Annotated in this window: 18 protein-coding genes; 9 read left to right on the top strand and 9 right to left on the bottom strand. The window is 69.2% G+C overall.

Features of this window, described 5'->3' with window-relative positions:
* Window positions 1–915: an SMP-30/gluconolactonase/LRE family protein gene (locus tag KF689_13895; protein ID MBX3134469.1), complete on the bottom strand. Its 915-nt coding sequence runs from the start codon at window positions 913–915 to the stop codon at window positions 1–3.
* A 1-nt stretch (window position 916) separates the two neighbouring features.
* On the opposite strand from KF689_13895, the gene KF689_13900 reads away from it, so the two are divergent.
* The 6 genes from KF689_13900 (at window position 917) to KF689_13925 (ending at window position 8,659) form a co-directional block, all read left to right on the top strand.
* The gene (locus KF689_13900; protein ID MBX3134470.1) at window positions 917–4,294 is read left to right on the top strand and encodes a glycosyl hydrolase; all 3,378 of its coding nucleotides are present in this window, start codon (window positions 917–919) and stop codon (window positions 4,292–4,294) included.
* The gene (locus tag KF689_13905) at window positions 4,291–4,782 is read left to right on the top strand and encodes a GNAT family N-acetyltransferase (GenBank protein ID MBX3134471.1); all 492 of its coding nucleotides are present in this window, start codon (window positions 4,291–4,293) and stop codon (window positions 4,780–4,782) included. Before KF689_13900 ends, KF689_13905 begins: the two co-directional genes overlap by 4 nt.
* A 61-nt stretch (window positions 4,783–4,843) precedes the next feature.
* Complete coding sequence (locus KF689_13910) at window positions 4,844–6,409, top strand: hypothetical protein (GenBank protein MBX3134472.1); 1,566 nt, start codon at window positions 4,844–4,846, stop codon at window positions 6,407–6,409.
* The gene (locus tag KF689_13915) at window positions 6,409–7,122 is read left to right on the top strand and encodes a hypothetical protein (GenBank protein ID MBX3134473.1); all 714 of its coding nucleotides are present in this window, start codon (window positions 6,409–6,411) and stop codon (window positions 7,120–7,122) included. Before KF689_13910 ends, KF689_13915 begins: the two co-directional genes overlap by 1 nt.
* A 113-nt stretch (window positions 7,123–7,235) precedes the next feature.
* Window positions 7,236–7,820: a hypothetical protein gene (locus tag KF689_13920; GenBank protein MBX3134474.1), complete on the top strand. Its 585-nt coding sequence runs from the start codon at window positions 7,236–7,238 to the stop codon at window positions 7,818–7,820.
* Between the two features lie 14 nt (window positions 7,821–7,834).
* A complete protein-coding gene (locus KF689_13925; protein ID MBX3134475.1) occupies window positions 7,835–8,659 on the top strand; it encodes a creatininase family protein in 825 nt (274 codons plus the stop codon).
* Between the two features lie 6 nt (window positions 8,660–8,665).
* Here the strand turns inward: KF689_13925 and KF689_13930 are convergent, their stop codons facing one another.
* Complete coding sequence (locus KF689_13930) at window positions 8,666–9,820, bottom strand: carboxypeptidase regulatory-like domain-containing protein (GenBank protein ID MBX3134476.1); 1,155 nt, start codon at window positions 9,818–9,820, stop codon at window positions 8,666–8,668.
* Between the two features lie 79 nt (window positions 9,821–9,899).
* Here KF689_13930 and KF689_13935 point away from each other — a divergent pair, with 79 nt between their 5' ends.
* Window positions 9,900–10,790, top strand: a complete 891-nt coding sequence (locus tag KF689_13935; protein ID MBX3134477.1) for a DMT family transporter — start codon at window positions 9,900–9,902, stop codon at window positions 10,788–10,790.
* Here the strand turns inward: KF689_13935 and KF689_13940 are convergent.
* Genes KF689_13940 through KF689_13960 form a run of 5 tightly spaced genes read right to left on the bottom strand, consistent with a single transcriptional unit; the run spans window position 10,747 to window position 15,679 of the window.
* Window positions 10,747–11,655 carry an enoyl-[acyl-carrier-protein] reductase gene (locus tag KF689_13940; protein MBX3134478.1) on the bottom strand — a complete coding sequence of 303 codons (909 nt, stop codon included), beginning with the start codon at window positions 11,653–11,655 and terminating at the stop codon, window positions 10,747–10,749. The genes KF689_13935 and KF689_13940 overlap by 44 nt on opposite strands.
* A gap of 43 nt (window positions 11,656–11,698) precedes the next feature.
* The gene (locus KF689_13945) at window positions 11,699–12,709 is read right to left on the bottom strand and encodes a threonylcarbamoyl-AMP synthase (protein MBX3134479.1); all 1,011 of its coding nucleotides are present in this window, start codon (window positions 12,707–12,709) and stop codon (window positions 11,699–11,701) included.
* Window positions 12,706–13,902 carry an amidohydrolase gene (locus KF689_13950; GenBank protein ID MBX3134480.1) on the bottom strand — a complete coding sequence of 399 codons (1,197 nt, stop codon included), beginning with the start codon at window positions 13,900–13,902 and terminating at the stop codon, window positions 12,706–12,708. The genes KF689_13945 and KF689_13950 overlap by 4 nt, the downstream gene beginning before the upstream one ends.
* A complete protein-coding gene (gene menC, locus KF689_13955) occupies window positions 13,899–15,020 on the bottom strand; it encodes an o-succinylbenzoate synthase (GenBank protein ID MBX3134481.1) in 1,122 nt (373 codons plus the stop codon). The genes KF689_13950 and menC overlap by 4 nt, the downstream gene beginning before the upstream one ends.
* Complete coding sequence (locus tag KF689_13960) at window positions 15,017–15,679, bottom strand: hypothetical protein (GenBank protein MBX3134482.1); 663 nt, start codon at window positions 15,677–15,679, stop codon at window positions 15,017–15,019. Before KF689_13960 ends, menC begins: the two co-directional genes overlap by 4 nt.
* Window positions 15,680–15,856: 177 nt before the next feature.
* Here KF689_13960 and KF689_13965 point away from each other — a divergent pair, with 177 nt between their 5' ends.
* Window positions 15,857–16,687, top strand: a complete 831-nt coding sequence (locus tag KF689_13965; protein MBX3134483.1) for a phosphatase PAP2 family protein — start codon at window positions 15,857–15,859, stop codon at window positions 16,685–16,687.
* The gene (locus KF689_13970) at window positions 16,684–17,208 is read left to right on the top strand and encodes a 2'-5' RNA ligase family protein (GenBank protein ID MBX3134484.1); all 525 of its coding nucleotides are present in this window, start codon (window positions 16,684–16,686) and stop codon (window positions 17,206–17,208) included. Before KF689_13965 ends, KF689_13970 begins: the two co-directional genes overlap by 4 nt.
* Window positions 17,209–17,254: 46 nt before the next feature.
* Here the strand turns inward: KF689_13970 and KF689_13975 are convergent, their stop codons facing one another.
* Entirely contained in the window at window positions 17,255–17,764 is a 510-nt protein-coding gene (locus KF689_13975) for a TlpA family protein disulfide reductase (protein ID MBX3134485.1), read from the bottom strand.
* Window positions 17,764–18,480 carry a sulfite exporter TauE/SafE family protein gene (locus KF689_13980; GenBank protein ID MBX3134486.1) on the bottom strand — a complete coding sequence of 239 codons (717 nt, stop codon included), beginning with the start codon at window positions 18,478–18,480 and terminating at the stop codon, window positions 17,764–17,766. Before KF689_13980 ends, KF689_13975 begins: the two co-directional genes overlap by 1 nt.
* Between the last annotated feature and the right edge of the window lie 2 nt (window positions 18,481–18,482).

Here is an 18,482-nt window from a genome sequence, read left to right on the forward strand (position 1 = left end):
TTACTTGACCGTCCAGAACTCAACGCGGTTGTCGAGGAAGAGCGGCACGGCGACGAGGCGGCGCGCCGGATCGTAGCCGAGGTCGGCGGGGGCGTTGAGCCCGGAGCGGAGCTGCGTGCTCACGCCGTCGGCGAACACGGTGAGCGACGAATCGGCCCAGCTAGAGTACAGCGCGCGGCCATCGGCGAGGAAGACGAGGCCATCGCCGCCGCCGGGGCCGGTGCCGACGACGGTGACCGAATCGCGTCCGCCGCTCCACGCAAAGATGTTCTGCGAGTTGAAGCCGACAATGAGCCAGCGGCTGTTCGCGGCGTCCCGGGCGATGCCGTTGGCCGCGCTCTGGGCGGGCAGCACGACGGCCTCGCGCGCGTTGCGTCCGTCGAGCACGAAGACGCGGCTCTTGCCGGGATGCGTCACGGAGCCGTCGCTGGCAAACGCGATGCCGCTGTCAGTAATATAGATGCGGCCGTCTGGCCCCGCAGCGACGTCGTTGAGGAAGGTTGCGCCCTGCGCCGAGAGCTCGAGGGTGGTCACGGCCTTGCCCGTGTTCACGTCGAAGGCGCGCAGGGCGTCGATGTCGGCCACCCATAGCGTGTCGGCCACCAGCGCCATTCCCTTCGGTGCGTGCAGCGTGATGTCTGCGTCGGCGCCGTTGATGTACGGCAGCGAGTCCATCCGCGCGCCGTCTGCGGTGAGGCGGAGGATGTAGCCGTTGCCGTCCTTGGCCGTCGGCGACCCGTTGATGTTGCTCACGTACCAGACGTTGCGGGTGGCGTCCCAGAGGACGGACTCGGGCGTGCTGAGGCCCTCGGCGAGCACGGCGACGGGGGCGTTTGCCGATGCGGCCGACCGATCGCCGCAGGCGAGGGAGGCGAGGGCGAACGGGATGAGTGCGGCGTGCGTAGGGAGGCGCATAATGACGGAGGACGGAGGACGGAAGACAACAGCGGCGCAGGGGCAATCTACTCGTGGCGCGCCTCGCTGCCTGCTACAATCTCTGTGTGCGGCCTTGCGGTTCCCCACCTTGTCGGAGGATGTGCCCGTGTCTGCTCGCTCGTGGTCGCTTCGTACGCTCGCGCTGGCCAGCGCGCTGCTGCTCTGCCTTCCCGCCGCGGCGCTGGACGCGCAGCGCATCGACAGCTCGGCCTTCAGCGCGCTGCGCTGGCGCGAGCTCGGGCCCGCGCGTGGCGGCCGCTCCGTGGCCGTGGCTGGTTCGACGGCGCGACCGCTGGAGTACTGGATGGGCACCACGGGCGGTGGCGTCTGGAAGACCACCGACGGCGGAATGAACTGGCAGCCGGCGACGGACGCCTACTTCGGCGGCACGATCGGCGCGATCGCGGTGGCGGAGTCGAACCCCGACATCGTGTACGTCGGCGGCGGCGAGACGCACATCCGCGGCAACACCTCGCACGGCGACGGCCTCTGGAAGACCACCGACGGCGGGCGCACGTGGCGCCTGATGGGGCTGCGCGAGACGCGCCACATCGCGCGCGTGCGCGTGCATCCCACCGACCCGAACACGGTGTATGTAGGCGCGCTGGGGCACGCCTTCGGCAACAACCCGGAGCGTGGCGTCTACAAGACCACCGACGGCGGCGAGACCTGGCAGCGCATCCTGTTCCGCAACGACTCCACGGGCATCTCGGACCTCGTGATGGATCCGAACGACCCGAACACGCTCTACGCGGCGTTCTGGCACGCGTACCGGCGGCCCTGGATGCTGAACTCCGGCGGGCCGGGCGGCGGCATCCTCAAGACCACCGACGGCGGCGCGACGTGGACGGAGCTCACGGCCAACCGCGGCCTGCCGAAGGGTGTGTGGGGCAAGGTGGGTCTCGCGGTGTCGCCGGCGAACTCGCGGCGCGTGTGGGCCATCATCGAGAACGACTCGGGCGGCGTGTACCGCTCGGACGACGGAGGGCAATCGTGGGAGTGGCTGAACCGCGACCGCTCGCTGCGCCAGCGCGCCTGGTACTACAGCAAGATCTACGCGGACCCGAAGGACACGAACGTCGTCTACGGGCTCAACGTGCAGTTCTTCCGCAGCACCGACGGGGGCCGCACGTTCCGCCAGCAGATCCAGGTGCCGCACGGCGACAACCACGATATGTGGATCGCGCCCAACGACCCGATGCGGATGGTGCAGGCCAACGACGGCGGCGCCAACGTGAGCTTCACCGGCGGCGGCACGTGGACGGGGCAGGAGTATGCCACGGCGCAGATGTACCACGTCTCGGTGACCAACCACTTTCCGTACCAGGTCTGCGGCGCACAGCAGGACAACACGACCCTCTGTGGCCCCAGCCGCAAGCAGGGCAACATCACGATCAGCGACTGGCAGAACGCCGGTGGCGGCGAGTCGGGCTACGTGACGCCGCATCCCACCACTCCTGACATCATCTACGCCGGTAGCTACTCGGGATACCTGACGCGCAAGGATATGCGCACCGGCCTGCAGCGCAACATCAACGCCTGGCCGCTGAACCCGATGGGCCACAGCTCGGAGGACATCCGTTTCCGCTTCCAGTGGACGTTCCCGATCGTGGTGTCGCAGCACGATCCCTCGGTGCTCTACGTCGCCGGCAGCGTGCTCTTCAAGAGCACCAACGAAGGCCAGAGCTTCTCGATCATTTCACCCGAGCTCGCTCGGCGCGACCCGCGCACGATGGGTCCGTCCGGGGGCCCGATCACCAAGGACCAGACCGGCGTCGAGACCTACGGCACGATCTTCGCGCTGGCCGAGTCGCCGAAGAACCGCAACGTGCTGTGGGCCGGCACGGACGATGGCTACATCTGGATCACGCGCGACGGCGGCGCCAATTGGCGCAACGTCACGCCGCGCGACATCGGCGACTTCGCGCGCATCAGCATCATCGATGCCTCTGCGTTCGACGAAGGCACGGCCTACGTCGCCGCCAACCGCTTCCAGCTCGACGACTTTGCGCCCTCGCTGTGGAAGACCAGCGACTTCGGCGCGACCTGGACGAAGATCGTGAACGGCATCGCCGGCGAGGAGTTCACGCGCGTGATCCGGCACGACCCCGAGCGCCGCGGACTGCTGTACGCGGGCACGGAACGCGGCGTGTGGGTGAGCTTCGACGACGGGGCCAACTGGCAGCGCTTGCAGCGCAACCTGCCGCCAGTGCCGGTGCACGACCTGGTCGTGAAGGAAGGCGATCTCGTGGCCGGCACGCACGGCCGTTCGTTCTGGATCCTCGACGACCTCTCGGCGCTGCGGCAGGTCACCCCGGAGCAGTTGGCGAAGCCCGCGCACCTGTTCACGCCGCGCGATGCGTATCGCATCAACTGGGGTGGCGGTGGATTCGGCGGCGGCGGCGGCGGGGCGCAGGCTGGCGGCAGCCGGCCGGGCCAGAACCCGCCGAGCGGCGTGGTCGTGTACTACCACCTCTCGCGCGCCAACCAGCCGGTGACGCTGGAGTTCCTCGCGGCGGACGGCAGCGTGATCAAGTCGTACGAGAACGATGGTCAGCCGGTGCGCGCGCCGCAGGGCGGGCAGGGCGGGCAGGGTGGCGGCCCGGGCGGATTCGGCGGCGGTGCGGGGCAGCGGCCGGGCAACGCCGTCGGGTTGAATCAGTTCGTGTGGAATATGCGCTACCCCGACGCCGTCACGTTCCCGGGGATGATTATGTGGGCCGGCAGCACGCTGGGCCCCGTGGCGCCGGCGGGCACGTACACGGTGCGTCTGACCGTGGGCACGGAGACGCAGACGGCGCGCGTGAACCTGTTGAACGATCCGCGTACCACGGCCACCGCCGCGGACCTACAGGCGCAGTTCGACTTCCTGATCCAGGTGCGCGACAAGACCTCCGAGGCCAACAATGCGGTGCGCACCATCCGCAACGTGCGCGCGCAGATCGAGGAGCGCGTGGCTTCCGCGCCGCGCCTGCGCCGCAACGCGGATGCGTTGCTGCGCCAGTTGGCGGCGGTGGAGGAGGAGATCTACCAAGTGCGGAACCAGAGCTCGCAGGATCCGCTCAACTTCCCGATCCGCATCAACAACAAGATCGCGGCGTTGGTGGGTGTGGCGTCGTCGGGCCCCTACCGCCCGACCGACCAGACCGTCGCCGTCTACGAAGAGGTCTCGGCGATGCTGAAGGTGCAGACGGACCGTCTCGGCAAGGTGCTCCGCGAGGACCTGGCGCGCTTCAACGCCCAACTCCGCTCGGCCCGCTTGGAACCGGTGGTGCCGAGCACGGACTTGCCGGCCGCTCCGCGCGGGCCGGTGGCCGATGACGACGTGCTACTAGACGCGGAGCAACCCGCCGCGTGAGCGGATTCGTGTTGCGGCCCGGCACCGCCGCCGACGAGGCGGCGGTGTTGGCGCTCAACAATGCGCAGGTGCCGCACGTCAACGCGCTGACCGCGGAGCAACTCCGCACCATCGTGGCGATGGCGGCCTACTACCTGGTGGCCGAGGATGCCGAAGGCCTCGCGGGTTTCGTGCTGTGCATCCCGTCAGGCACGGACTACTGGAGCGAGAACTACGCGTGGTTCTCGTCGCGGTACGCGGAGTTCCTGTATCTCGACCGCGTGGTGACGGCGCCACGCACACAGCGGCGCGGGGTGGGACGCGCGATGTACACGGCGCTGCACGAGTGGCTACCCGGGCGTTGGCCCCGCGTGGCCCTGGAGGTGAACCTGCGGCCGCCGAATCCGGTGTCCATCGCGTTCCACGAGGCGATGGGCTACGTACCGGTGGGCGTGCGCGAGTATGCGGACGGGGCGAGCGCGGTGCAGATGTTCGTCCGGGAGGCGTGAGCTGACCCTGGGTCCGCTGGGCTCCCTGACGCCCCGCGGGTTCGCGGGGTAGAATCTGCATATGCGGTCCACCCCCACGATATTGGCGGCGTTGCTTGCGGTCGCAGTCGCCGCCCCGACGTACGCGCAACTCCCCGAGCGCGCCCCTACGACACCCGACTCGGTTCTCACGCCGGGCCTGGGCGACGCACCGTTCATCGAGTGGCGTGGCGAAGTGCGCAGCCACGGCCGCTTCGGTGCGGCCTTCCTGCTGCGCGGCGCGCGCTACCAGGTCCTGGTCGTCACGCCGATGGCGCTGGATGTGCTCTCGGAGGACTCGCTGGTCGTGCGGCACGCGCGCGGCTGCCGGGACGCCCTGCAACTCCCCGACACCTTGGTGCAGAGCGTCGCCGAGATGCGGGCCTGGGAGGCCTTCGACTCGGCGACGGTAGCTCGGCCGGTGGTGGCCTTCACGGTGCTGCCGGCCGATCCGGTGCGGATGGAATGCACCCGCAGCGAGCTGACGCGCTTTGCGGCGATGGCCCGCGGAGCGGTGTTCGGTGTGCCGGCGCGCTACAACCCCATCTTCGACGCGGTTACGGCGGAGCTCCGGCGCGACGGCGAACTCCAGGAGGCGCACCTACTGGGCAGCGCACCCGTGCGGAAGTACGTCGTCGGACAAGCGGTGGAAGACGAGACGCGACAGGTGCGGCTGTACGTGTCGCCCGAGGTCTTCGCACCCTACGACGACGGCCGGCCGTCGTCGCTGTCGCTGTTCGTGTGGAGTCCCGGCGAGGAAGCGCCGGACATCCTCCCGATGCCGCCGGAGCTGAGCCGTGCGGTGTGGGCGCAGTTCCAACCTTGGCGCGCCCGTCGGCTGGGCGCGGACGGGCGGCCGCCGCTCGAGCGGCTGAACCTGGAGTTCCCGGTGCCGCGTGACACCGGCTTGCAGCGCGCGCACGCTCAGTTCGCGGCAGGCGAGTGGGGCCGGTCCACCGCCACCACGCTGAGCCGCCTGGCTTGGCTGCCGCATCCCAGCCGCCGCGAGACGCGCAACGCGATGCTCCAGGCCGCCGCGACCTTCGTGGCCTACGGCAACGACGAGGACGCGACGTCGCTGCTCAAGGACATCGTCGAGTACTACCCCTGCCTGACGATGACCCAGTCGGCACCGGAGGAGATGCACGCGATCATCGAACGGGCACGTCCGGCGGCGAGGTGCACGACAGTGCCGCTGTGGAAGGTGCTCGGGGCGTCGCTGGTTCCCGGCGGCGGGCAGGCCACGACGGCGGAGCGGCGCTCTTTCGGCACTTCACTGCTAATGGGCACTGTCGGCGCCTACGCACTCGCCCAGGGTGCGCACGCGTACTCGCGTTCGAAGTACAACGCGTACCTCAAGAATGACTACACGGGCGGCGTCCCGCCGGCGGCGGATTTCCAGAAAGCCGAGAACGCGCGGCTGTTCGGCAACGCACTCTTGATCGGTGCGGCTGCGACGTGGGCCTTTGCGGCCATCGAGGCGGTGGTCTACGAGTATCGCCACGACCGGCGGATTAAGGAGATGCGAAACCTCGGCGCGCCGCGGTCGCGGCGCGTGGGGATTGCGCCGGCGACCCGAGGCGTCGGCATTGCGCTGGAGTGGCGCTGATGCGGCGCTTGCGGTGGCTGCTGTGTTGCCTGCCGCTCGCCGCCTGCGAGATGATGGGGCCATACGACCGCACCAACCCATTCGACCCCGGGGCTCCGTACCCGATGATCCTGACGGGTGTTCCCGACACCGTCGATGCCCGCGGGGTGCGCTTCACGGCAGTCGTGGAGCGCGATCCACCCCTCGGGTCGCTCAGCCCCAGCGTCAAGTGGGGAGCGACGGATCCGCGCAACGGGGTGCCGGCGCCCGCGCCGCCGCCGCCGAGCCATCTTATCCTCTCGCTGTTTGACGGCGAGTTCGTCGCCAGCACGGCTCTTACGGCGGAGTTCGAGCCGGTGGCGATCTTCGCGCAGTTCGGCGCTCGCGTGCTGGTTAGTGTGAAGATCGTCGTGGGCCAACGTGCCCGCACGCTCACCTTGAGCTGCGGTAGCGTGGCGGCGCCCCTCGCCTGCGACGCATCGCCCGTTGCCGTCGGAGATACGATCGCGGTACGGAGCACATCACGCGACGCCAACAACCACCTGTTGAGTGGGCTGGTCCACGCGATGGACCGCGCGATCGTGACATCCCGCAATCCGGACGTTGCGGTGTCGGCCGCGACGCGGAACGCGGCGGGCACCTACGCTGTCGCGGCCGTCGGCGGCGGAAGCACTTGGATCGTGATTACAGTGGACTTTGCGACGGACTCCGTTCGCATCGTGGTGAACCCGTGACACCGACCAGACAACGCGTTGCCTTGATGTGCATTTTGGCTGGCTCAATCGGCTGCGGCCTCGAAGGGCCGTATGACCGGACGAACCCGTTCGACCCCGGCTCGCCTTACCTGATGACCCTCGTCGATGTGCCCGACACCGCCGGTGCGGATGGACTGCGCTTCACCGCGACCGTCCACCGCGACCCACCGATCACCGCGAACGCGGCCGTGCAGTGGGTCACCGCAGACCCGAACGCGCTCAATTCGCCAAGCACGCTCACGCATCTCTTTGGCGGAGAGTTCGTCGTGAGCAACCGCGTGACGGCCGAGCTCAAGACGATGGCCGTGGGCGCACGCTTCACGGATCGCATCGAGGTCGGACGCTATGTGATCGTCGGGCAACTCTCCGCCACGCTGGGATTGTTCTGTGGGACGGTCGGGGCGCCCGTCGCCTGCGATGCCGCGCCCTTCGCGCCCGGCGCGTCCGTGCTGATTCGCAGCGCACCCCGCGACTCGCTCAACGTCCTGGTCCGCGGACTGAGCTTCGCGATGGAGCGCGCGCAGGTCACGCTGCGCACGCCGGGCGTCCTCAGTTCCGTCGTGTCGCCGAACGCACAAGGCAGCTATACCTTCACTGCGACCGGCATCGGTGAAACCTGGGTCGTCATCCGAGTGGACCGCGCGCTGGACTCGGTGCGCGTTGTGGTCGCTCCTTGAGCCGGAGGTCGCGCGTGCGGACGCTGCTCTGTGGGTTGCTGCTCACGCTGGTGATGTCGAACGCGCTGGCGGCGCAGACGCCCGCCCCAGGACCGGCCGCCGGCCATCGCGGACTCGTCCTCGGCGATCTTACCTGGCTCGAAGCCGAGCGCGTTCTCACGCGCGATGCCGTCATCGTGATTCCGCTGGGCGCCGAGGCGAAGGAGCACGGCCCGCACCTGCGGCTCGACAATGATCTCACGCTGGCGCAGTACTATCGTCGGCGGGTGCTGGAGGCCGCGGAGGTGATTGTCGCGCCCACGGTCAACTATCACTTCTATCCGTCCTTCGTCGAGTATCCGGGTTCGACGACGTTGCGCTTCGAAACGGCGCGCGACCTCATCGTGGACATCGTGCGCAGCCTCGCGGCGTATGGACCGCGCAAGTTCTACGTGCTCAACACCGGCATCTCGACGCTGCGTCCGCTGGCGGCGTCGGCGGAGATCCTGCGGGCCGAAGGCATCCTGTTCGAATACACGAACATCGGCACGATTGCCGGCGAGGCCGAGGCGCGCGTGAGCCAGCAGTTGCGCGGCACGCACGCCGACGAGACGGAGACCTCAGCGATCCTCTATATGGACCCTGCGCGCGTGGATATGTCGAAGGCGGTGAAGGACGACGCGCCGCGCGGCGAAGGCGGACTGACACGGGATCCGAACGGGCGCGGGACCTATTCGCCGTCTGGCGTATGGGGCGATGCGACCCTGGCCACGCGCGCCAAGGGCGAAGTCATCGTGGAGGCGTCGGTGGCCGGCATCCTCGCGGAGATCGAGGCGCTGCGGCGCCGTCCGCTGCCCTGAGCTGGCCTAGCGCTTCAACCAGACGACGATGCCCGACGGTTCCGGCGGACAGGCGCAGCCCGAGCTCGGTGGGAACCGGCTGCACAGCGAGCGCGAGTTCTCGGACCCCTCCGGGTAGATCTCCACCATCTCCACTTCGTTGGCGCGGAAGAAGTTGAGCCAGCCGCCGGTCCCACCTGCGCCGCCGGCGCTCGCCCCGCCGCGCGATCCACCGCTCGTGCCGCCTGGGTCGATGGAAATCGGTGCGTTGCGCCGCGATCCGAGTCCGTCGAAGCCCGACCGTGCCGCCGCTGCGTTCAAGGGCTCGTGCCCATCCACGAGGATGCAGCTGAGGTTCGTCTCGCGCATCGCGATCGCGCCTTGGCTGGCGCCGAGCGCGATGCCTAGCGGCGCCGTGTCCCATCGCTCAAGCTCGTCTCGCCCGACGATCACCGACCGCGCCCCGCGCATCGCGTGCCGCCGGTTCGCCTCGAGCACCACCTGCGCCGCCAGCGCGGCCGGGAAGCGATCGTTGCGGTCAAAAGGACGGAGGCGAATGGTCACATCGCGATCGATCTGCGCGATCATCCGCACGCCGTACTGCGCGACGCGGTATCCCGGTGCGCGGAACTGCAGGATGTACGACCCGGGACGCAGGTCGATCAGGATGAAGCGTCCATCGTTCCCCGTCTCGGTGCGCCGATCCAAGCCGAGCACGTCCACCACGACCCCAGGGACGGGGCGGTCCCGGTCATCGAGCACCGTGCCAACGACCTGGTTCATCAACTGCCCAACGACGGAGATGGCATCCAAGCGCGCGACCGTGGGCGCGAGCACGATCGCGATGTTCAGAGTTTGTCCGAGCGGGACTTCGAGCTCGGCCACGGCCGGCTGGTAGCCCAGCGCGCGAATCGTGACACGCAGCTGGCGCGTGGGGAGGCCGCCCAGTGCGAAGGCGCCGCTGGAATCCGTCCGCGCCTGCAGGACCGGGGAATCGATGGTCACCCGGGCGTCCGCAATGGGATTGCCTTGCGGGTCGCGGACGACGCCGGCGAGCGCGCCACGCGACGTAACGGTGACGCTGGATTCTTGAGCGCTGGCGGGCGTCGCCGTGCCGAACAGTGCGAACGCAACGATCACTCCGAGCCCACGCCAGCGACGTTCCTGAGCAACCGTGCGCATCAATAGAACCTCCGTGGCCAAACGATACCCCTCAGCCGCCGGAATGTCACGCACGGCCCCTCCCCGCTAGCTTCCGGTCGTGACCCGTCGCGATACCTGGGACCTGTTGCTGCTCGGCGCCGTGTGGGGCGCCGCATTTCTCTTCACGCGCATCGCCGTCCCGCACTTCGGAGCCGTGGCCCTGGTCGAGGTGCGCGTCGCGCTCGCCGCGGCCGTGCTCGTGGCCTGGCTGGCGGCCCGCGGCCAGCTCGGCGCGTTGCGCGGACGCTGGGGCGCGCTGGTGGTGATCGGCGCAATCAACACAGCGGTGCCCTTCGCGCTCTTCGCCTATGCCACGCGCACGGTGCCGGCCGGCTTCGCGGCGGTACTGAACGCCACGGTCCCGCTCTTCGGTGCGCTGGTGGGACGCATCGTGTTCGGCGAGCGCTTGGGCATCGACCGCGGCGTGGGATTGTTCATCGGCTTCGTGGGCGTGGTGATCTTGGTGATCCCCAAGCTGTCGATCGGCGGCGGTTCACTTGCAGTGAGCGCGGCACTCAGCGGCGCGTTGCTCTACGCGATCTCGGCGCACCTCACGCGGCGGATGCTCCCGGGGATGTCGTCGTTGGCGATCGCCGCCGGCAGTCTCGTGACGTCCACCGCGCTGCTCGCGCTGCCGGCGCTGTGGCTGCGTCCGGCGACGATGCCGCCGGCCGGCGCGTGGTGGAGCGTCGTGGCGCTGGCGCTGCTGGCCACTGCACTGGGCTACGTGCTGTACTTCAGGCTGCTCGAGCGCGTCGGCCCCACCGGCGCGATGGCCGTGACCTACCTAATCCCGATGTTCGGGATGGTGTGGGGCGCGCTCTTCCTGCGCGAAGCGGTGACGGCGACGATGCTGATGGGCTGCGGCTTCATCCTCGGCGGCGTGGCCGTCACCACCGGCATCTTCAGAAGCTGGGTACCGTCGCGCCGTCTACCGCCATCCCCATAGCGTGGTAGCCCTTGTCCACGTAGAGCGTGGTGCCGGTGATGCCACTGGCGAGGGGTGAACAGAGGAAGGTCGCCGCGTGGCCGACTTCGACGGCCTCCAGTGCTTCGGGGAGCGGCGTGTTGGACTGGCAGTACTTCACCATATTGTCGATGATGCCGATCGCGCTGGCGGCGCGCGACGCATAGGGGCCCGCCGAGATGGTATTCACGCGGATGCCGTACTTGCGTCCCGCTTCATACGCGAGCACGCGCGTGTCGCTCTCGAGCGCGGCCTTGGCCGAGCTCATCCCGCCGCCGTAGCCGGGAATCGCGCGCTCGCTGGCCATATACGTGAGCGAGGCCACGCTGCCGCCGCTGCGCATCAGCGGCCCGAAGTGCCGCACCATCGAGATCAGCGAGTAGGCGCTGGCGCTCACGGCGGCGAGATAGCCGGCGCGGCTGGTGTCCATCAACGGCTTCTTGACCTCAGGCCCGTTGGCCAGCGAATGCACGACGATGTCCAGCGGCTTGTCGCCGAAGTCGGCCTGCATCTTCGCGGCGAGGCCGGCGATGGAGAAATCGCCGACGTCCTTGTAGCGCTTGCTCTCGCGCAGCTCCTGCGGTGCGTCCTCGAGCGTGTCGAAGACGGCGTCGAGCGGATATATCTTCTCGAAGCTGAGCAGCGAGCCGTCCTTGAGCTTGCGCGACTCGTCCATCTTCCCGCGTTCGAGCAGGTTGAGGAAGATGTTGAGCGCCGGCGGCCAGGTGGCGACGCAGACGGTGGCGCCGGCCTCGATGAGGGCCTTGGCGATGGCAAAGCCGAAGCCGCCGTCATCGGCGACCCCAGCGACGAGGGCACGCTTGCCCGAGAGATCGAGAGTGAGCATATGCTGAAATGAAGGGTGCCCGGGCCGCAGGGCAAGGGCACGCTCAGCCCGGATGTGCCGCGCGCCGCAGGCGGTCGTGGATGGCATCCCAGCCGGGGCCCGCCGGCGGACGTTCGATGAGCAGGACTTCGCAGCGCCGTTCGTCGGCTTCGTGCAGGGCATCGTAGAGGCCGGCGGCGTAGCGCGCCGGGTCGGCGCCCAGCGAGACTCGCATCGTCGGCGTCCACGAAAGCTCGGGCGCGAGCGTGCAGAGCAGTAGGCCCGTTGCGGCGCTCGCGGGCTCGCCCACAAGCCGCGCCGACAGCTCTGCCGGCTCCAGCAGCTCGACGCGCGCGCGCGGCGCATAGTGCCGCGCCGCCATCCCCGGCGAGGCCTGTGCTGCATCGGCGCGAGCCGGCGCAGCGCCACGACTCACCGGTCCCACCACGGCCTCGAGCTCCTCGCGCGTGATGCTGCCTGGACGCAGTAACACCGCGCGGCCGCCGCTGACGTCCACCACGCTGCTCTCGATGCCGACGCGCGTGTGCCCAGCGTCGAGGATGAGATCCACCGCGCCACCGAGCCCGCGCGCCACCTGGGCCGCCGTGACGGGCGAGACTTCGGTGAAGCGGTTGGCGCTGGGCGCGGCGAGCGGCAGTCCGCAGGCGCGAATCAACGCCAACGCGACCGGATGGTCCGGCACACGCACCCCGAAGGTGTCGAGCCCAGCCGAGAGCGCTGCCGGAACCGTCGCCTTGCGACGCACGACGAGCGTCAGCGGACCCGGCCAGAACCGTTCAGCCAAGGCCTGCGCCATCGTCGGCCATTCGGCGGCGAGGCTGCGCGCCTGCGCTGCGTCGGCGACGTGCGCGATCAGCGGATTCTGTGCCGGTCGCCCCTTGGCGGCGTAGATGCGCGCGATGCTTTCGGGCGAGAGCGCGTTGCCGGCCAGTCCGTACACCGTCTCCGTCGGCATCGCCACGAGCCCCCCGCGGCGGATGACCTCGGCCGCCCGCGCGATGACGGCGGCGTCCGGCGCCGCCGCATCCACCGGGACGATGACGGGCGAGCTCATCCGCCTCGTAGTGCGCGGCTCGCGGTGCGCGCGCACTCGGCGAGGATCGCGGCGGCCACGAAGAGCGCGTCTTCGTCGGGATCGAAGCGCGGCGTGTGCACACCGGCGCGCGGCCGCCCTTCGCGCCAGGTCCCGATGCGCATAAAGCAGCCTTCCACACGTTCAGTGTAGAACGCGAAGTCCTCGCCGCCCATATTCGCCACCGGCAACGTGTGCAGTGATTCCGCACCGAGCAATGCCGCGGCGGCATCCTGCGCCCAGGCGGCGGCGCGCAGGCCGTTGAGCAGCGGCGGTGTGCCTTCGGATAGCTTCACTTCGGCCGTGAGCCGGTGCGCCGTCGCGACGGCGTGGGCGAGGCGTTCGAGCTCTTCGCAGAGCAGCGCGCGCGAGCCCGGCGTCGTGGCGCGGATGGTGCCGGTGCAGCGTGCGGTCTCCGGAATCACGTTCGGCGCCGAACCGGCCTCGAACTGGCCGACGGAGATCACGCCGGGCAGGGCAGGGTCGAGCCGCCGCGAGACGATCGTCTGCACGTCGCTGACGAAGGCCGCCATCCCGACGATCGGGTCGAGCGTGTCTTGCGGCCGCGCGCCGTGGCCGCCGCGTCCGGTGAAGACGATCTCGAAAGTGTCTGTGCTGGCTGCCAGCGCGCCGGCCGTGGCGACGAGTTCGCCAACGCTGTAGCGCCAGTCGACGTGCCCGCCGAAGATCGCCCCGACGCCCTCCAGCGCGCCCTCGGCGATCATCCGCGCGGCGCCCTCGCCGACTTCTTCTGCGGGCTGGAGGAACAGACGCACTTCGCCGAGGGCCGGTTGCCGCGCGAGCAGCAAGCCCGCGCCGACAGTCCAAGCGGCGTGCATATCGTGGCCGCAGGCGTGCATCACGCCCTCGTGCATCGAGGTCCAAGGCTGGCCGCTGGCTTCTTGGATCGGGAGCGCGTCGATGTCGCCGCGCAGGGCCACGGCCGGTCCGTCGGGATTGACGCCGGGGATCCGCGCTACCAAGCCCGTGTCGGCGATCGCGGTGATGTCGGTGATGCCGACGTCGAGCAGGGCCTCGCGCAGGCGCTGCTGCGTCTGCCGCTCCTGCCACGAGAGTTCGGGTCGTCGGTGCAGCGAGCGTCGCAGCTCGATGAGGAACTTGCGATCGGCGTCGGTGAACTGGTCGGCGACTGCTGTGGGCAGGGTCGGGGTCACGCGCGGAGCTCCTCGGTGCGGACCGTCAGGGCCCGGATGCGTTCTTCGTCAACGGCGACGCCGAGTCCCGGCGCCGCCAGCGGTACGTCAACCATTCCCTGCGCGTCCATCGTCCACTCGGGCGTGACGACGTCCTGCGCCCAGTAGCGGCGGCTCGGCGAGAGGTCGCCGGGCAGCGTGAAGTTCGGCAGCGAGGCCAGCGCGACGTTGTAGGCGCGCCCGATCCCGCTCTCCAGCATCCCGCCGCACCAGACCGGAATGGCGTGCTCCTCGCAAAAGTCGTGGATGGCCAGGCTCTGCGCGAAGCCGCCGACGCGGCCGGGCTTGACGTTGATGATGCGGCCGGCGCGCAGCGCGACCATATCCTGCGCCCGTTCGAGCGAGGTAATCGACTCGTCGAGGCACAGCGGTGTCCGTAGCCGCTTCTGCAGCTCGGCGTGCCGCACGATGTCGTCGTGCGCGAGCGGTTGCTCGATCATCATCAGGTTCAGGGCATCGAGTTGGGCGAGGCGGTCGGCATCGGCCAGCGTATACGCGTTGTTCGCGTCGGCCATCAGGTGCGCTTCGTCACCGACGGCGTGCCGTACGGCCGCCACCCATTCGACGTCGCAGCCAGGCATAATCTTGATCTTGACCTTCTGGTACCCCGCCGCCACCGATCGGGTCGCCTTCTCCACCAGCGTCGCGATGTTCGGCTGGATGCCGAGCGAGATGCCGGTGGCGATCTGCGTGCGCGTGCCGCCGAGCAGGCGCGCGAGCGGCAGCCCAGCCTGCAGCGCGGCCAGCGACCAGCAGCCCATCTCGAGCGCGGCCTTGGCCATCTGGTGTCCGCGCACGTCCTGCTCGAGCAGTTCGTGCACCGCCGTGTGCGCGACCGGCTTGCCGAGCAGGCGCGGCGCGAGGAATCGCACCAGGGTCGGCCAGGCGGTGTCGATGGTCTCCGACGAATAATTGGGCGCGTCATCCACCACGCTCTCCGCCCAGGCCATCGCACCGTCGCGGTCGTAGAGCTCTACGAGCAGGATGCGACGGTCGCTCCACACGCCGGACGAAATGCGGAACGGCTCCACCAGCGGGAGGCGGATTTCGCGGAGGACGATGCGGTCGAGCGTGATCACGGCTGCGTCCGGCTCAGGAGATAGCGGCCACCGTCGTCGTCGGCGAGGAAGCCGAGCACGCGGTAGCCGCGCGGGAGATAATGCGTGAACGCGCGTCGCGTGGCCGCACGCCAGCGGCGGGCGCTCGCGATGTCGTTGCGCACCAAGGCATAGATGTCGCGCGGCACGCGCACCACTACCTGCGGGGCCTCGGCCAACGGGAGCTCCGCGGCGTCGGCACCGACCACCAGCGGCGCGTCGTCCGGGATTGTCGCGAGCGCTGGGGCGCCCTGCGTCTCATCCACGGGCCAGGCCACGATGAAGCGATCGGTCGGCATATCGCCCTGCAGCGGCGAGTTGGTGGTCTCACCGTACATCGATTCCACATACTCGGCGGCGCGGGCGCCCAATCGCGTGAGGTTCAGGTGGGCGTTGCGCGCGACGAGTGGATCGAAGGTCCAATGGATGAACTCGACGCCAAGCGTTCGGCAATGCTCGCGCTGGAAAGCCTTCAGGCGCTCGCCCACGTGGTGCCCGCGCGCATCGGGATGCACCGCGAGCATATCGGACCAATGGGCGAGGCGGCCGTCGCGCAACCCGCTCATCCCGAGCACGAAGCCGAGCATCTTGCCGTCCTCGGCGAAGGCACCGGCGCAGATGCCGCCCAGCTTCTGCATCACGATGAGAATGGCGGGCGGGATTTTATCAGCATAACCGACGCCCCAGATGAGTTCCTGGAGTGCAACACACTGGGTGCGGTCAGCGTGGCTTTCGAAGTGGCGGATCTCGTAATGCACAAAAGGACGGAGGACGGAAGACGGAAGCGGAAGCACGGCGCCCCAGCTAAACTAGGCGCTATGCAATGGGTTCGCATTGGGGCATTCGCGTGGCTGCTCGTGCTGGCACCGACGGCGGTAGCCGAGGCGCAGGCTTCGACGGACAGTGCGCCGCCGCCGCCCTCGCCGGCGTTCAGCTGGCCGGAGGTGAAGGGGTTCTCGGCCACCTTCGCGCTGGGCGGGCTCGCCTACCTCGCGGACCAAGGCGCGCGCGACGCCGTGCGGGCGAGCGGTCCCCAGGGCTCGGCGGCGCTCGATGGCCTGACCGCGTACGGAAATGCCTTCGGGCAGCCGGGAGTGGTCGTCGCCGGAGTGCTCCTGTACGGTGGCGGTCTGGTGGCCAAGCGTCCGGTCGTCGCGTCAACGGGATTCCGGGCGCTGGAGGCCATCGCCGTGAGTGGTGTCGTGACCTCGGGGCTCAAGGGCATCCTTGGACGCGCGCGTCCCGCCGTTGCGCCTGATGCGCCAGATGATTGGCAGTTCGCGCGCGGGATGCGCGTTAAAGGGGGCGACTATCAATCGATGCCCTCCGGACACTCGACCGCCGCCTTCGCGTTCGCCACGGCCGTGACGCTCGATGTCCGCCGTCGCGCGCCGCAGCACGCGCGGTGGGTCGGGGCGCTGAGCTACGCGTCAGCGCTCAGCACCGCCTACGCCCGGATGCACGACGACCGCCATTGGCTCAGCGACGTCACTGTCGGCGCCGGCATCGGAATCGTGACGGCAATGGCGATTGACCGCTGGCACGCCACACGTCGCGACGATCCCATCGACGGGTTCTTCCTGCGCCCGCTGATCGCCGCTTCGCCCCACGGCGGGGCGATGCTCGGCGTGTCGATCCACACCCGATGAACAGCGGCATCTTCATCACTGCCGAGCTCGAGGGCGAACTCGCGGCGCAGATTCACGCGCTGCAGATGGAGTTCGACCCGAAGATGGCGCGCGCCTTGCCGCCGCACATTACGCTCACGGGTTCGTCCGGCGCCGGGCCGTTGCCGCCGGAGCTCTCGGTGGCGGAGCTGAAGGCGGCGATCATCCCCGTGACGGAGCGATTTGCTCCGGTGACGCTCGTGTTCGGCGCGCCCGAGCGGTTCATCGGGCGCAACATCGTCTCGCTGCGGCTGGACCCGCACGGTCCGCTGCGCGCGCTGCACGAGGCCCTCAAGGGCTGTGGGCTCCCCTTCCAGCCGGCGCGCTGGCCGTTTACGCCGCACTGCACGCTCAACTTGTATCCCGAGCTGACGCAGGAGCGCTTGCGCAAGATGCTCGCCGTGCGCATCAGCGAGCCGTTCACGATCCGTCGCTTGCACGTGTATCACACACGGGAGCCGCAGGCTCCGCGGTTGTTGTTCGAGGCGCCGCTGCTCGGCTAGCGCATCGGGACTGCCACGGGCGCGCGGCCCGCGCGCCCGTCGTGCCTCAAGGCCGCAGCGCGCGCTGCACCGCCGAGTCGATGTCCTGATCACCACCCACGCCGCCGTAGATCACCTTACCGCTGCCGTCGAGCACCACCACATAGCTCGTCGCCGGCACGTCATAGTTGGTGACCGCCTGACCACGCCGGTCATAGAAATGCGTGAACCCGCGCAGATGCTCAGCCACGTAGCGCCGCACGCGCTCGGGCGATTGGTTCACGCTTACCGCCACTCCCACGAAGCGCACGCGATCACCATAGCGGCGCTGTGCGGCTTCCATCGCCGGCTCGAGCTGACGGCAGGACGGGCACCACGTGGCCCAGAACTCGATCACCGTCGGCTTGCCTCCGCCGATAACGGAGCTGAGGTTCGCGGCAGCGCCATCGAGCGTCTCGACCGCGGCGGCGGGACCGAGCGTACCGAGCGGAAGGCCGGTGTCTTGCGCACCGGCCGTCGCGGCCGTGCAGAGAAGGAGCGCGCCAAGCGCGCGTCGGAGCATCGTCAGCGTCTTCATCAGAACAGCAGCTTCCCCATTTCAATGAGATAGTACTCGGCTACCGCGAGCATCACGACGCCGAAGCCCTTCTTCACCCAGTTCATCCACGCGCCGGCGCGCGGCAGGCGGGCCAACGCGCCACTCGAGAGCCCGACGACCACAAGCAGCGTGCACATCCCGAGCGAGAACACCAAGAGATACACGAAACCCAGCGTAGGGCTCCCTTGCGTCCCTACCCACGTGAGGATGGCGGCCATCACCGGCGCCCCGCAGGGCGCGGCGACGAGCCCGGACATCGCACCCATAACGAGGGCGCCGCTCACGCGTCCGGCCGTGCCCGCTGTGGCGGCGCGTGCCTGCCACGAGGCCGGCAGACGGATGGGAATCACGTCGAACATCGCCAGCGCAGCGAGGATCAGCACGTTGGCCATCGCGAAGTACAGCCACGGGTTGGTGCTGATGGTGCCGAACATCGTGCCCGTCACGCCGGCGATGATGCCGAGCGTGGAATAGACGGCGGCCAGACCCACCACATACGCCAGCGTCAGCAGCAGCGTGCGCCCTCGGGGCGGCTTCGCGTCCCCGACCGTCTGCCCGCCGACGATGGCAGCAGTAATCGGGATCATCGGGTAGATGCAGGGATTCAGGCTCGTGAACACGCCCGCGAGGAAGACCAGCCCGAGCGCAGTGAGCGGGCTGGACGAGAGTTGGGCGGAGATGCCGGTGAAGTCCACGA

The sequence above is a fragment of the Gemmatimonadaceae bacterium genome (assembly GCA_019637355.1).
GTDB lineage: Bacteria > Gemmatimonadota > Gemmatimonadetes > Gemmatimonadales > Gemmatimonadaceae > Pseudogemmatithrix.

What these genes read in the sequence shown, in the direction of transcription:
- KF689_13970 (MBX3134484.1), top strand. Translation starts at nt 16,684, where the DNA reads ATGAACAGCGGCATCTTCATCACTGCCGAGCTCGAGGGCGAACTCGCG.
- KF689_13910 (MBX3134472.1), top strand. Translation starts at nt 4,844, where the DNA reads ATGCGGTCCACCCCCACGATATTGGCGGCGTTGCTTGCGGTCGCAGTC.
- KF689_13895 (MBX3134469.1), bottom strand. Translation starts at nt 915, where the DNA reads ATGCGCCTCCCTACGCACGCCGCACTCATCCCGTTCGCCCTCGCCTCC.
- KF689_13930 (MBX3134476.1), bottom strand. Translation starts at nt 9,820, where the DNA reads ATGCGCACGGTTGCTCAGGAACGTCGCTGGCGTGGGCTCGGAGTGATC.
- KF689_13915 (MBX3134473.1), top strand. Translation starts at nt 6,409, where the DNA reads ATGCGGCGCTTGCGGTGGCTGCTGTGTTGCCTGCCGCTCGCCGCCTGC.
- KF689_13900 (MBX3134470.1), top strand. Translation starts at nt 917, where the DNA reads ATGACGGAGGACGGAGGACGGAAGACAACAGCGGCGCAGGGGCAATCT.
- KF689_13965 (MBX3134483.1), top strand. Translation starts at nt 15,857, where the DNA reads ATGCAATGGGTTCGCATTGGGGCATTCGCGTGGCTGCTCGTGCTGGCA.
- KF689_13920 (MBX3134474.1), top strand. Translation starts at nt 7,236, where the DNA reads ATGACCCTCGTCGATGTGCCCGACACCGCCGGTGCGGATGGACTGCGC.
- KF689_13940 (MBX3134478.1), bottom strand. Translation starts at nt 11,655, where the DNA reads ATGCTCACTCTCGATCTCTCGGGCAAGCGTGCCCTCGTCGCTGGGGTC.
- KF689_13975 (MBX3134485.1), bottom strand. Translation starts at nt 17,764, where the DNA reads ATGAAGACGCTGACGATGCTCCGACGCGCGCTTGGCGCGCTCCTTCTC.
- KF689_13945 (MBX3134479.1), bottom strand. Translation starts at nt 12,709, where the DNA reads ATGAGCTCGCCCGTCATCGTCCCGGTGGATGCGGCGGCGCCGGACGCC.